Source organism: Phycicoccus sp. Soil803 (genome assembly GCF_001429685.1).
GTDB lineage: Bacteria > Actinomycetota > Actinomycetes > Actinomycetales > Dermatophilaceae > Pedococcus.
This window is the reverse complement of the sequence record NZ_LMST01000001.1, coordinates 3,368,033-3,380,922: the sequence shown is the minus strand read 5'-3', so window position 1 is coordinate 3,380,922 and position 12,890 is coordinate 3,368,033. Positions and strand designations below refer to the sequence as shown.

Genomic DNA, 12,890 nt, shown 5'->3' with positions numbered 1-12,890 from the left:
CGACGTGGTGCGGCGACGTGGTGCGGCGACGTGGTGCGGCGACGTGGTGCGGGGGCTAGCTGCGCGGGTGGTAGCCGGGCTCGAACTCCGGGCCCGGGTCGTCGCCCTCGATGACCTCGGGACGGCGCAGCGAGCTGACGTCGAGCTCCGCCGTGACGTCGTGGTTTGACCCGGTCTCGGGCTCGGTCTCGGACCCGGCTTCGGTCTCGGACCCGGCCGCCGGCTGGTCCTCGGTGTCGAGCTCGCCCTCGCCCGCGAGCTGTCCCGGGGTCTCGTCCTCGAGCTCGAGGACGAGCTCGCCCTCCAGCTCGCCCTCGAGCTCACCCTCGAACTCGGCGTGGCCGACCCGGCCCGGTGACACCGCGTCGCTGTCGCTGTCGCTGGCGTCGCTGGCGTCGCTGTCGCCGGTGTCGCTGTTGTCGTCGGGGTCGGCCGTCCGGCCGAACATCACCTCGACATCGTCCTCGTCGTCGTCCTCGGCGTCCGCGAGGACCGGGGGCACCAGCACCGGGCTGCTCGTGGTCGGGCCGCTGCCGGCCCGCCGGTAGTCGTTGGCGGCCTCCTCCTCGGCGTGCACGCGGTCGTCGAGGCGACGCAGGGCCGAGGCGAGTCGCTCGACCTGGAGCCGGTCGCCGCCCGACACGGCGGACATCAGCTGCGAGAGCGTGCGCATCTCGGCCGAGAGCCGGGCCCGGGTGAGCAGGTGGGAGTCGGGGCGCTCGGCGCGGGCGTGCGCGTAGGCCTCCATCAGTGTCTCCAGGGCCCTCGGCGCGGTCTGCGTGACCAGGGCGAAGAAGTCGTCAGCGGGGTCAGCGACCTTGGCGTCCTCCCACCCGGTGAACGCCTTGACGCGGCCGCTCGCAGCATCGTCGTCGTCGTCGAAGACGACCAGCACCTGGTCGCCGGTCAGGTCGCCGTGCGTCGGGGTCGGCGCGAACCGCCAGAGCGTCACGTCCTCCAGCAGCTTCTCCCAGCGCGCGAGGAGGCCGGTCGGCACGTGCCCCGTGGCCGCCGCGCGGTCGAGCTCACTGAGCCGCCGGGTGCGGTAGGTGTCGGCGTCGTAGGCCGGCAGCCCGGCCTCGTCGAAGAGGCCGTGGTCGGCGTTGTGCAGCGCGGCGATCGACCGCCCGAGCTCCGCGGCCAGGCCCGGCCCGGGTGGCAGCTGCGCGAAGTCGACGTTCTGTCCGGGCAGGTAGGGATAGATCGCGGCCCGGCCGCCCTCCTTGAGCGCGGCGAAGCCCTTCGGCGTCGGCACACTGAACGGAAGCCGCCGCGCCAGCAGCGCGAGCAGTCCGAAGGTGGACTCCATCTGGGCGGCGGCTGCCTGGCTGCGCGGCACCCGCACCACCCAGCGCCGGTGCTGGGTGTCCTGCACGAACGCGACGTCGTAGCCGTTGGCCTGGTCACCGTGGTCGGACGTGCCGGGGAGCGCCTCGACGCTGGCCGGGTCGAGCCCCGGCACGGCAGCGCTCGCGAGCGCTGCGAGGAAGAGGGGGCTGCGGTCCACACGGTCACCGTATGCCGTGCGGGCGCGCCTAGGGTGGAGGTGTGGGCCTCCTGACCGAAACTCTCCCGAATCTCGCGCTCGCCCGGCCCGGTCTCGACCGGCACGCCGAGCTGCGTGCGCAGCCGGACCTGCTCGACCGGCTGCTCGCCGACCCCTCGACCCGGGTCCTGGAGGTCCACGGCGACAAGGTCCCGGTGCTCCTGGGCCACGCCGACGACGGGGACCGGCCGGACGACGACGGCGCGGGCGCCGCGCCGGCCCTGGACCTGCGGGCGCCGGTCCCCGCCGATGCCGATGCGCTGGTCCTGTTCCTCGGGCAGGACGGCGACGGCACGGCATACCTCGCGGTGGCGCGCCCGGCACCAGAGGTGGAGGCGCCGGACGGCGGCGTCTGGGAGCGGCTGCGCGGGCTGCGCCAGGTCGGCGCCGACCTGTCCGACCGCGACGCCACGGTCTTCGCGACCGCGCTGGCGCTCGCGAACTGGCATGCGACCCACGGCCACTGCCCACGCTGCGGTGCTCCCACCGAGCCGATCCAGGGGGGCTGGCTGCGCCGGTGTGACCGGGACGGCAGCGAGCACTACCCGCGGACCGACGTGGCCGTGATCATGTCCGTCGTCGACGACCGCGACCGGTTGCTGCTCGCCCGAGGGGCGGGCTGGGGCACGGGTCGCTTCTCGGTGCTCGCAGGCTTCCTCGAGCCGGGGGAGAGCCTCGCGGCGGCGGTCGCCCGGGAGGTCCACGAGGAGGTGGGCCTGCAGGTCCACGACGTGGAGTACCTCGGTGACCAGCCGTGGCCGTTCCCGAACTCGCTCATGGTCGGCTTCACCGCCAGGGCGACCGGCGACGAGCTCCGGCTGCAGGAGGCCGAGATCGCCGAGGCCCGGTGGTTCACCCGCGAGGAGTACCGCGAGATCCTCGCGGCAGGAGAGGTCAGCCCCTCCACCCGCTTGTCCATCGCCCGCCGGCTGATCGAGCGCTGGCTGGGCCACGACCTGGCCGAGGTCGCTCCCGGCTGACCACGCGGCGAGCGAGCCGGGCATGACGAGACCCCGGCCGGTGGCCGGGGTCTGGTGGGTGTCTAGGTGCTCCGGATCAGGAGGCGAGGCGCTTCTTGACCTCGTTGATCGAGGGGTTGGTCGCCGACGAGCCGTCCGGGAAGAGCAGCGTGGGGACGGTCTGGTTGCCGTCGTTGGCGTCCATGACGAACTTCACGGCCTCCGGCACGTCCTCGATGTTCACCTCGGTGAAGGCGATGCCTTCGCGCCCCATCTGGGCCTTGAGACGGTTGCAGTAGCCGCACCACGAGGTGCTGAACATGGTCACGGAACCGGGGACGGGGTGCTTCAGGGCGCTGGCGCTCATGATCTCTTTCAGGGGGTCGGAGACTGTCTAGCCATGTAACCACGCTCCGGCCCGCGTTCTTCCGCGCCGGGGTGTGACCTCTGTGACCATGATTGTCCCATGGCCTCCACTGCAGCATCCGGACAAACCCCCGCGTTCGACCCAGCCCTGCTCGCCCTGGCCGCGGGCCGCAACCTCGGCGCGCTCGCGGCGCTCAAGCGCGACGGCCGGCCCCAGCTCTCGATGGTCAACTTCGCCCTCGACCGCAGCGACCCGGCCACCCCCACGGTGCGGGTGTCGGTCGTCGACGGCCGGGCCAAGGTGGCGAACCTCCTGCGCGACCCGAGGGGCTCGCTCATGGTCACCTCGCCGGAGGGCTGGTCGTATGCCGTGCTCGAGGGTGACGCGGAGTTCTCACCGGTCGCGGGGGCCGAGGACGACGAGGTGGTCGACGAGCTGGTCGAGCTCTACCGGACCATCCGTGGCGAGGACCACCCCGACTGGGACGACTACCGGCGGGCGATGGTGAAGGACGGTCGTCGCATCCTGCGCCTGCGGGTGACCCGCGTCTACGGGCTGGTCCAGTAACCCGCCGTCAGTCGCCCATGACAGGATCTCGGCGATGCCCACCCAGCCCCACGGCATACCCGTGCACTCCTCCGCCGACGACATCCTCGCCGCCCTCGACCCCGAGCAGCGCGAGGTCGCGGCGCACCCCTTGGGACCCATGGTCGTGCTCGCCGGCGCCGGCACGGGAAAGACCCGGGCGATCACGCACCGGATCGCCTACGGCGTCCACTCCGGCGCCTACCAGGGCCAACGCGTCCTGGCCGTCACGTTCACCGCCCGAGCCGCCGGCGAGATGCGCACCCGGCTGCGCACCCTCGGCGTCGCCGGGGTGCAGGCGCGCACCTTCCACGCCGCGGCCCTGCGGCAGCTGCACTACTTCTGGCCGCAGGCGATCGGCGGCGCCGCCCCCGAGGTGATGAGCCAGAAGGCCGCTGCGGTCGCCCAGGCCGCTGCGTCGCTGCGGCTCGACCTCGCGCGCGACCGCACCGCCATCCGTGACCTGGCCGCCGAGGTGGAGTGGGCCAAGGTGTCGATGCTCACCCCTGAGACGTATGCCGCGGGGGCGCGCGCCGCGCGCCGCGAGCCGCCCGGCCTCGACGCCACCGCGATGGCGCGGGTGCTCGAGGCCTACGAGCAGGTCAAGACCCAGCGTGGGGTCATCGACTTCGAGGACGTGCTGCTGCTGACCGTAGGGATCCTCGCCGAGCGCGACGACATCGCGCGGGCGGTGCGCTCGCAGTACCGCCACTTCGTCGTCGACGAGTACCAGGACGTCAACGCGCTCCAGCAGCGGCTGCTCGACCTGTGGGTGGGGGAGCGCGACGACCTCTGCGTGGTCGGTGACCCGGCCCAGACGATCTACTCGTTCACCGGCGCCAGCCCTCGCCACCTGCTCGAGTTCCAGACCCGGCACCCCAAGGCCGAGGTGGTCAGGCTGGTGCGCAACTACCGCTCGACACCGCAGGTGGTGGGGCTCGCGAACCTCGTCGTGCGCGGGCCGTCGGGGGCGATGCGCAGCAATGCGGTGGTGCTCCAGGCCCAGGGGCAGGACGGGCCGACCCCGGTCCTCACCGCTCACCCGGACGACCCGGCCGAGGCCGCCGCGATCGCCGCGGAGGTCGCCAAGCGGGTCGCCGACGGGGTGTCTCCCGCCGAGATCGCGATCCTGTTCCGCACCAACGGCCAGTCCGAGGCGTTCGAGTCCGCGCTGGCCGACCAGGGTGTGCCCTACCTCGTGCGGGGCGGGGAACGGTTCTTCTCCCGACGCGAGGTGCGGGACGCGATCCTGCTGCTGCGCGGTGCGGCCCGGTCCGACGACTCCTCGAAGCCGCTGCCCGAGCTGGTGCGCGACGTCCTGCTCGGCGCGGGCTGGACCCGCGAGGCGCCGAGCTCGGGAGGCGCCGGCCGGGAGCGCTGGGAGTCGCTCAGTGCCCTCGCCGCGCTCTCCGACGACCTGGTCGTGACCAGTCCCGAGGCCCGCCTGCCCGACTTCATCCGTGAGCTGGACGAGCGGGCCTCGGCCCAGCACGCCCCGGCCGTCCAGGGCGTCACGCTCGCCTCGCTGCACGCCGCGAAGGGACTGGAGTGGGACGTCGTGTTCCTCGCCGGGGTCTCCGACGGCTACCTGCCGATCATGATGGCCGAGACCCCCGAGGCCATCGAGGAGGAGCGCCGCCTCATGTACGTCGGCGTCACCCGGGCGCGGCGCGAGCTGCGGCTGTCGTGGTCCGGCGCCCGCACTCCCGGGGCCCGGGCCAGCCGCCGGCCGTCGCGGTTCCTCGACGGCGCGGCGAGCATCCTCGGCGACGGCGCTCGCTCGCAGCCCAAGGGGTCGGCGAAGGTCGGAGCGGGCAAGGGCGGCCGGGGCAAGGCCCTCAAGCCGGCGCTCCCCGCGCACTGCCGCTCGTGCGGCACCGAGCTGACCACCGCGGCGCAGCGCAAGACCGGTCGCTGCGACACCTGTCCGCCGACCTACTCCGAGGCCACCTTCGAGCGGCTGCGGGCCTGGCGGCTGGCCGTCGCGCGGGAGACGAGCGTGCCGGCCCACGTCGTCTTCACCGACGCCACGCTCACGGTGATCGCCGAGCGCGAGCCGGGCTCCGAGAGCGAGCTGGCCCAGATCTCCGGTGTCGGGGCGCGCAAGCTCGGGCTCTACGGCGCGCAGGTGCTGGCCCTCATCAGCGGTGAGGATGTCGAATCTGTGCTCGAAACCCGTTCTGCTGCAACGGATTCCGAAGACTAGGCGTTCGTTCACCAATTCTTTGCAGGAAATCTCGATAAATGCGTTGCTGCCCCGCAGGGGCGTCCCGTACTCTGGACCAACACACCAGCCCAGGGTGTCGCGCGCGATGCGCTGGGGTCCACGAGCACACGAAGGAGGGTAGGTCCCAATGGAGAACTTCACGATGACGATCGACGCGACTCACATGTCCCGCGTCCGTTCCGTGTGCCCCGAGGTCGGCCGTGTCCTCCTCGCAGGCAGCCGTGGATGGGTCCAGGGGACCACTGTGCCCGCGCCCATCGCCACCCGTGTGATCACCGATGCCCCGGCTCCGACGTTCTACATCGGCGGCTTCGGTGCCACCAAGGATCTCGCGTTCCGTCCCTTCGGAGAACCACCTGTCTAGGCCACCAGCCAGCAGGCCCTCTCCGAGGCCGCGGAACCCGATATCCGGGATCCGCGGCCTTTCTGTTTGTCCGAACACCCGTTGTTGGTCAAACACAAGTCTTCCGCACCACACCGAGCAGGAAGAAGCACCACCAGAGATGAAGTCCGACACCGAAGAGAACGGACCGGCCCTCGACCGAGGACCCACCGGCCAGACGGAAACAGGGAAATCCGCCACCACCGTGGCGGGACGACGAGAGGGAGGTGACACCCGATGCATCTGAGCGCACTCCACGACCTGAACGAGCAGGCCGCGGTCGCCGGCGCCGGCATCCCGTGTCGAGAGAACGACGCCGAGATGTGGTTCGCCGAGAGCCCGGCCGACGTCGAGTTCGCGAAGTCGCTGTGCCACACGTGCCCGGCCCTGGCCGCCTGCCTCGCAGGCGCGCTCGAGCGGTCCGAGCCGTGGGGCGTGTGGGGCGGTGAGCTCTTCGTCCAGGGGGTCGTCGTCGCACGCAAGCGGCCCAGGGGCCGGCCGCGCAAGAACCCGGTCGCCGCCTGATGTCGTCCACGGCATTCGTCCAGACCGTCACCGGCGGGGGTACCGGAGAGGTGAACGCGGGGCCAGCCGCAGGAGCTGGCCCCGCGGGACCGACCCGTCACCCCGCCCACAGCACTGAACACCACTCTTCACAGACCAGGAGTTCCACCATGTTCCAGGCCTTGTACGCCGACCTGGCGCGCGCCCATCGACGGCGCCGTCAACGGGAGTACCAGCGCCGGCTCGAGGCACAGGCGCAGCACGAGTTGCTGCTCGCCATGCCTCGCATGCTGGCCCGGTGACCCCCGTGCCCGAACCCGCCGGGACCTTCCGCTCTGGAGGTCGTCCCGGCGGGTTCTTCCATGTCTGGGGTCCTGCGCACGGCCTTCGACTCGTTATCGTCCGCACATGTCCCGCGAAGCCGTCGTCAAGGCCCTGACCGCTCCCGACCTCTCCGCCGTGGTCGACCTGGCGGTCTGGGTCGAGGGCGGGGTGGCGCACGCCGCGAACCACCTGGGCACGGTGCGGCTGCACGCCGACGGCAGCCACGAGGTCCTCTCGGGGATCGACCCCGTGGCCAGCGAGGACCCGATGGCCTTCTTGCCCTACGAGGCCGAGCTCGCGGCTGCCGGCCCGCGGGTGTCCACCGACAACGCCTACCCGTATGCCGCGCAACGGATCCTCTCGTTGTTCGGCGACGCCGACCGCAGCCCCGACGTCGCCGTCGTCCACACCCCACGGCACTGGTTCGTCGACGAGGGTGGGCACGCAGGCGAGCACGGGTCGCTCGATGTCATCCAGTCGCGCGCCCCGCTGGTGATGTCCGGCCCGGGAGTGGCGAAGCTGGGCTTCGTCGACGACCACGCCCGACTCGTCGACGTGGCTCCGACCCTCGCCGTGTTGTCGGGTGTGCCGTCCGACGACCTGCGCGACGCGCACGGTGCCGAGCTCGACGGCCGCGCCCTCACGGCATACCTCGAACCACCCGCGGACGGGCAGCGTCGGCGGGTCGTCGGCATCCTGTGGGACGGAGCGCACTGCGGTGACCTGCTCCACCTCGCCCAGTCGGGTGAGCTGCCGGGGGTCGCTCGCCTCATCGAGCACGGGCTGGCGCTGCGTGGGGGTGCGGTGGCCGAGTTCCCGAGCGTGACGCTCACCAACCACACCTCGATCCTGACCGGCGTCGGCCCGGGGCGGCACGGCGTGCTCGGCAACGTGTACTTCGACCGGTCCCGGCAGGAGCGGGTCGTCCCCAACGACGCGGAAACCTGGCACCGGAGCGCGGAGTGGCTCCGGCCCGGCGTGCGCACCGTCTTCGAGATGGTGAACGACCATGTGCCGCAAGAGGGTTCGCCCCGGACCGCCAGCGTCGACGAGGCCATCGACCGCGGTGCGGACTACGGGACGATGGCGCTGCTGAGGGCTGCCGGCGGGTTCGAGTCGGCCACCACGGGGATGGGTGACCTGCTCCCGGACCCGGAGAAGTCCCCGTTCGTCCAGCGACCCGAGCACCTGGCGGACCCCTACTTCCGGTGGGGGGTGCAGGTGGACGACATGGGCCTGCAGCAGGTGCTCCAGCTGTGGGAGACCGCTGCCGACGCGCCCACGCTGACCTGGTGGGCGCACGTCGTGACCGATGCCGGACACCACGGCGGCGGACCCCGGTCGGACCTCGCCCGGGACTCGCTGCGGCAGAGCGACGCCCGGCTCGTGGTGTTCCTCGACCACCTCAAGTCGCTGGGGGCGCTCGACGAGGTGACCTTCCTGCTGACGGCCGACCACGGGTTCGAGGGCGCCGACCCGAGCGTGACCGGCTCGTGGACGCCGGCGCTCGAGGCGCTCGGCATCCCCTACCGCGACGAGGGCCCGGGGTTCGTCTACCTGCTCTGAGGCCACCGGGCGGGCCCACCCAGCGGCAAGGAGGGGGACCGCCCCGCTGCAGGTTTCCCTCCAATTGGAACGAAACCTGCAGGCTAGGCTGGTCCGCATGGCTACGCAGATCCGGATCGCCCAGGACGAGGCCGCCGACGAGGTGCTGAGCAACGACCCGTTCGCGCTGCTCGTGGGGATGCTGCTCGACCAGCAGTACCCCATGGAGCACGCGTTCCGCGGACCGTGGAAGATCCTCGACCGGTTCGGCACGCTGGCCCCCGACGCGATCGCGGCGGCCGAGGCGGAGTCCTTCGCCGACCTGTGCGCCACGCCGCCGGCCATCCACCGCTACGGCCGGTCGATGGCGGGTCGGGTGCAGCAGCTGGCCACCGTCGTCCGTGACCAGTACGACGGCCGGGCCGAGACGATCTGGACCGAGGCCGCGGACACCCGCGACCTGATCGAGCGGCTCAAGGCGCTGCCCGGGTTCGGCGACCAGAAGGCCCGCATCTTCGCCGCCCTGGTCGGCAAGCAGCTCGAGGTGCGGCCGGCGGGGTGGCAGGAGGCCATCGGCCCCTACGCCGAGGACGGCTCCTACCGCTCGGTGGCCGACGTCGTCGACGCCGCGTCGCTGGCCAAGGTGCGGGAGTTCAAGCAGGCCGCGAAGGCCGCGGCGAAGGCCAAGGACGCCGCCCTGACGAAGAAGTAGCCGTGGCTGACCAGGCTGGACCGTCAGAGACACCTCCGGTGTGCTCGACCTGCGGCACCGTCGCCGGTGACCCGGCCCTGGCCGCGATCACCTGGACCCGCGGCACCGAGAACGACCGCGAGGTCTGGACCTGCGACCGCTGCAGCCGCGAGCACCTGCGCAGCATCGAGGGCAAGCTCGACTCCGCCTGGTGGTGACCCGACGTCAGTCGAGGGGTGGGGGAAGGTGCCGGAGCTGCATGCCGGGCATGTGGTCGACCACGATCTGCCGGGCCGAGACGGTCCCGCCCAGCTGGCACAGCACGCCGATCCCGCCGAGCCAGACCCGGTGGATGAGCAGGTAGGACGGCGGCAGGTTGAGCTTCATGCCGACGAGGAACTCGGGTCGGCGGATGTCGTTGACGTGCGCGGCCACGCCCCGCAGCCACGGCCGGCTGAAGGTGAACTCGGCGTGTGACAGGGGCTCGATGAACGGGCCGAGGTAGTGCAGCAGCGCCTCGGCATCGAGGGACATCGACGGCTTGATGAACCCCTCGGACCGCAGGCCCCTCTCGAGCTCAGCCGCCTCGCCGCGCAGCGCCGCGCTGACCAGGGTGCCCATCGCGGGCGGCAGCCCTGACGGCAGGCGGTTGACCGCCCCGTAGTCGATCACCCCGAGCCGCCCGTCGGGCAGCAGCCGGAAGTTGCCGGGGTGGGGGTCGGCGTGGAGCAGCCCGGCGCGGGCCGGCCCGACCAGCAGGAACGCCATGTAGCGCTCGGAGGCGGCGTTGCGCTGCTCGGGTGTGCCCGACGCGACGATCTGCGACAGCGGGATGCCGTCCATCCACTCCGACACGATGACGTGCTCGCTGTTGACCAGCACGTCCGGCACGGCGAAGTGCGGGTCGCCGCGGAACGCCTTGGCGAAGGTGCGCTGGCTGGTGGCCTCGAGGTTGTAGTCGAGCTCCTCGCTCATCCGCGACTTCAGCTCGTCGGTGATCGGCTTGATGTCCATGCCGGGGATCCACCCGCCGGCCAGCCGGGCCACCCGGGCGAGCTGGTTGAGGTCGGACAGCAGGGCCTTGCCCGCGCCGGGGTACTGGATCTTGACGGCGACCTCACGACCGTCGCGCCAGACCGCCTTGTGGACCTGGCCGATCGAGGCCGCTGCTGCGGGCGTGTCGTCGAACGACTGGAACTTCGAGGACCGCCACCGGGGCCCGAGCTCCTCGGCCAGCACCTTGTGCACCGTCGCAGCCGGCAGGGGAGGGGCCGCCTCCTGCAGCTTGGTCAGGGTGGCGCGGTAGGGGCCGGCCATCTCCTCCGGGAGGGCAGCCTCCATGACCGACATGGCCTGGCCGAACTTCATCGCCCCGCCCTTGAGCTCGCCCAGCACCTTGAAGAGCTGCTCGGCCGTGCGGGCCTGCAGCTCGGCGGCGACCGCCTCGGCGGGCTTGCCGCCCACGCGCTTGCCGAACCCCACCGCGGTGCGCCCGGCGAAGCCGAGGGGCAGGCTCGCCAGTCGGGCCGTGCGGCTGACGGCACGGCGAGGGAGTTCGTTCACCCGGCCATTCTGACCTGCGGGGCAACCTCGCCGTCAGCGGGTCGGCAGAACGGGTCGGATCGCGTCCCGCACGCGCACCGCGGGTGCGCCGCCCACTGACGCTGTCGGACCCCGGGCCAGGGCAGCGAGACCTCGAGCGACCGACCGGTCGGGAGCGAGTGGCCGTCGAGCACCGCCAGCGCCACCATCGCGGCCATCGAGGCGGTCACCGCGACCAGCGTGGTCTCCCCGCTGACCTCGGGTCCGGCTCCGACCGTGACCGGGACGAGCTGCCCGAGCAGGGCGGGCCACGCCGGGTCGAGGTCGGCGCGGGCGAGGTCGAGGCAGCGCAGGCACGGTCCGTCCGGCACGACGACGGGGCCGACGACGGCCTCCAGCCCGTGCAGCACCACGGGCAGCACCGGTGTGCCGCGGGCTCGCCACGGCGTGGCGGCTGCCGAGTCGACCGCGCCCCAGCCGACCAGGACGACGAGCGCGGGCGGCTCCCAGTCGTCCGCCACGTCGGCGCCCTGCCGCACGGAGCCGACCCCGGCGCGGCGCAGCAGCTCCGCGATGGCGCGCGGCAGCTCACCCCGCCCGACGACCAGGAGGTGCGCCGCCCGGCGGCCGGCCAACGCGGCATACGCCTGGCTCTGGGTGGGGGCGATGCGCAGCACCGCCTGCGTGTCGTGGGCGAGCAGGACCCGCGTGGGTGGCGGCTGCGGCACCGGCTGGGCGGCGTCGGCGACCAGCCGGTGGGCGAGGAGCAGGTCGAGCAGGTCACGACCGGTCGGGGTCTGCAGCGCCGCCGGGAGCTCACGGGCGCCGTCGAGCAGCTGGAGGGCGTCGAGCTCGTCGGCGCGCAGTCCCTCCACCACCCGCGCACGAGTGGGGTCGGTGCCGAACTGCACGCTTCCTGCGCCGCGGCGCAGGACCGGCCACAGGGCCTTGAACAGGGTGCGTCCAGTCACGCGGCCCAATCTCGCACAGCACACTGGCGAACCGACCCGCCATCCACAGGCCCGGACGCCGCGAGGGGCGGCACCGACCAGTGGTCGGTGCCGCCCCTCGCGGTGCGAAAGCCTGGTGTCAGGCCTTGCCGAGAATGCGGTTGAGGTTGGTGCCACACACGGGGCACACACCCTTGGCCATGCGGCGACCGTTGGTCTCCACGACACGGCCCTCGGCCTCGCGCTTCTCCTTGCACTTCACGCAGTAGAACTCGCCCTTGTAGGTCTCTTCAGCCATCGCCATGTCTCCTCTTGTTCACGGCACACGGTGCGCCGTCGGACTTCGGCCAAACTTAGACCATGCTGAGCACAAAATCGCGCAAGGGGGGCCTGTGCGTCGTGCTCAGGGCCCACCCCTAGTCTTCGCCCCATGAGCACGCAGCCGTGGTGGGAGACCCAGTTCGAGGACCTGCGGGTGGCTTCCCGGGAGGCCTCGGGACGCCGGATCGCGGTGGTGACGCTCGACCTGCCGGATCGACGCAACTCGATGAGCACGGCCATGACGGCGTCGTGGGTGAGGCTGATGGGGCTCCTGCGCACGGATGTGGCGCTCGCGGCCGTCGTGGTGACCGGAGCGGCGCCGGCGTTCAGCGCTGGTGGCGACCTCTCCTGGATCGTCCAGGACCCCGACGCGCCGGTCAGCGAGCTCCGGACGAGGATGCTCGCCTTCTACCGCTCGTGGCTCTCGATCCGCGACCTGGAGGTGCCCACGATCGCGGCCGTCAACGGCGCGGCGATCGGGGCCGGGTTCGCCGTGGCGCTCGCCTGCGACCTCCGGTATGCCGCCGCTGACGCCCAGGTCGGCGTGCCGTTCACCTCCCTGGGGCTGCACCCGGGGATGGCGACGACCTGGTCACTGCCCAACGTCGCGGGCCACGCGGTGGCTCGAGACCTGCTGCTCACCGGTCGCGTCGTCAGCGGCACCGAGGCGGCGCAGCTCGGACTGGTGTCGCGCGCCCTGCCCGTCGACGACGTGCTGCCCGAGGCCATCGCCGCCGCCGAACGCATCGCGGCGGCAGCGCCCGTCGCCACCCGGCTGACGCTGCAGGCGCTGCGTGACGGCGGCCACGCGACCTTCGAGGACGCCCTGCAGTGGGAGGCGCTCGCCCAGGCCGTCACCCTCGCGACGGAGGACCTGCACGAGGGCATCGCGGCCGCGGCAGCCAAACGCCGGCCGACCTTCCACGGCCGCTGACCTTCACTAGGGT

15 protein-coding genes are annotated in these 12,890 nt (G+C 72.4%); 10 read left to right on the top strand and 5 right to left on the bottom strand.

The annotated features are described in order from the left end of the window. Window positions 1-55: 55 nt before the first annotated feature. Window positions 56-1,507: a phosphotransferase gene (locus ASG95_RS15660; RefSeq protein ID WP_057378056.1), complete on the bottom strand. Its 1,452-nt coding sequence runs from the start codon at window positions 1,505-1,507 to the stop codon at window positions 56-58. 41 nt (window positions 1,508-1,548) lie between these two features. Between ASG95_RS15660 and nudC the strand changes: the two genes are divergently transcribed. Beyond that, window positions 1,549-2,526 (top strand): NAD(+) diphosphatase, encoded by a 978-nt coding sequence (gene nudC, locus ASG95_RS15655; protein ID WP_235543925.1) that lies wholly within the window; start codon window positions 1,549-1,551, stop codon window positions 2,524-2,526. Between the two features lie 76 nt (window positions 2,527-2,602). Here the strand turns inward: nudC and ASG95_RS15650 are convergent, their stop codons facing one another. Then, window positions 2,603-2,872, bottom strand: coding sequence for a glutaredoxin domain-containing protein (locus ASG95_RS15650; protein ID WP_056923863.1), 270 nt, complete (start codon window positions 2,870-2,872; stop codon window positions 2,603-2,605). A 99-nt stretch (window positions 2,873-2,971) separates the two neighbouring features. On the opposite strand from ASG95_RS15650, the gene ASG95_RS15645 reads away from it, so the two are divergent. The 8 genes from ASG95_RS15645 (at window position 2,972) to ASG95_RS21445 (ending at window position 9,348) form a co-directional block, all read left to right on the top strand. After that, complete coding sequence (locus ASG95_RS15645) at window positions 2,972-3,439, top strand: PPOX class F420-dependent oxidoreductase (RefSeq protein ID WP_056923862.1); 468 nt, start codon at window positions 2,972-2,974, stop codon at window positions 3,437-3,439. A 34-nt stretch (window positions 3,440-3,473) separates the two neighbouring features. Beyond that, the gene (locus tag ASG95_RS15640) at window positions 3,474-5,663 is read left to right on the top strand and encodes an ATP-dependent DNA helicase UvrD2 (RefSeq protein WP_057378055.1); all 2,190 of its coding nucleotides are present in this window, start codon (window positions 3,474-3,476) and stop codon (window positions 5,661-5,663) included. 148 nt (window positions 5,664-5,811) lie between these two features. Further along, the gene (locus ASG95_RS15635) at window positions 5,812-6,048 is read left to right on the top strand and encodes a hypothetical protein (protein ID WP_057378054.1); all 237 of its coding nucleotides are present in this window, start codon (window positions 5,812-5,814) and stop codon (window positions 6,046-6,048) included. A 255-nt stretch (window positions 6,049-6,303) separates the two neighbouring features. Beyond that, window positions 6,304-6,591: a WhiB family transcriptional regulator gene (locus tag ASG95_RS15630; RefSeq protein WP_056923859.1), complete on the top strand. Its 288-nt coding sequence runs from the start codon at window positions 6,304-6,306 to the stop codon at window positions 6,589-6,591. Window positions 6,592-6,740: 149 nt separating this feature from the next. Continuing rightward, entirely contained in the window at window positions 6,741-6,872 is a 132-nt protein-coding gene (locus ASG95_RS22220) for a hypothetical protein (protein ID WP_255358335.1), read from the top strand. Between the two features lie 106 nt (window positions 6,873-6,978). Next, window positions 6,979-8,460, top strand: a complete 1,482-nt coding sequence (locus tag ASG95_RS15625; RefSeq protein ID WP_057378053.1) for an alkaline phosphatase family protein — start codon at window positions 6,979-6,981, stop codon at window positions 8,458-8,460. Between the two features lie 97 nt (window positions 8,461-8,557). Then, complete coding sequence (locus ASG95_RS15620; RefSeq protein ID WP_056923857.1) at window positions 8,558-9,151, top strand: HhH-GPD-type base excision DNA repair protein; 594 nt, start codon at window positions 8,558-8,560, stop codon at window positions 9,149-9,151. A gap of 2 nt (window positions 9,152-9,153) precedes the next feature. Then, window positions 9,154-9,348: a hypothetical protein gene (locus tag ASG95_RS21445; protein ID WP_157582154.1), complete on the top strand. Its 195-nt coding sequence runs from the start codon at window positions 9,154-9,156 to the stop codon at window positions 9,346-9,348. Between the two features lie 7 nt (window positions 9,349-9,355). Here the strand turns inward: ASG95_RS21445 and ASG95_RS15615 are convergent, their stop codons facing one another. The 3 genes from ASG95_RS15615 to ASG95_RS21835 form a co-directional block, all read right to left on the bottom strand. Continuing rightward, window positions 9,356-10,693, bottom strand: coding sequence for an AarF/ABC1/UbiB kinase family protein (locus ASG95_RS15615; protein ID WP_057378052.1), 1,338 nt, complete (start codon window positions 10,691-10,693; stop codon window positions 9,356-9,358). Then, window positions 10,690-11,643 carry a hypothetical protein gene (locus ASG95_RS15610; protein ID WP_057378051.1) on the bottom strand — a complete coding sequence of 318 codons (954 nt, stop codon included), beginning with the start codon at window positions 11,641-11,643 and terminating at the stop codon, window positions 10,690-10,692. Before ASG95_RS15610 ends, ASG95_RS15615 begins: the two co-directional genes overlap by 4 nt. A gap of 118 nt (window positions 11,644-11,761) precedes the next feature. Next, complete coding sequence (locus ASG95_RS21835) at window positions 11,762-11,920, bottom strand: DUF5679 domain-containing protein (RefSeq protein ID WP_091788997.1); 159 nt, start codon at window positions 11,918-11,920, stop codon at window positions 11,762-11,764. Window positions 11,921-12,052: 132 nt separating this feature from the next. On the opposite strand from ASG95_RS21835, the gene ASG95_RS15605 reads away from it, so the two are divergent. Beyond that, a complete protein-coding gene (locus ASG95_RS15605; protein WP_057378050.1) occupies window positions 12,053-12,877 on the top strand; it encodes an enoyl-CoA hydratase/isomerase family protein in 825 nt (274 codons plus the stop codon). Window positions 12,878-12,890 lie beyond the last annotated feature (13 nt).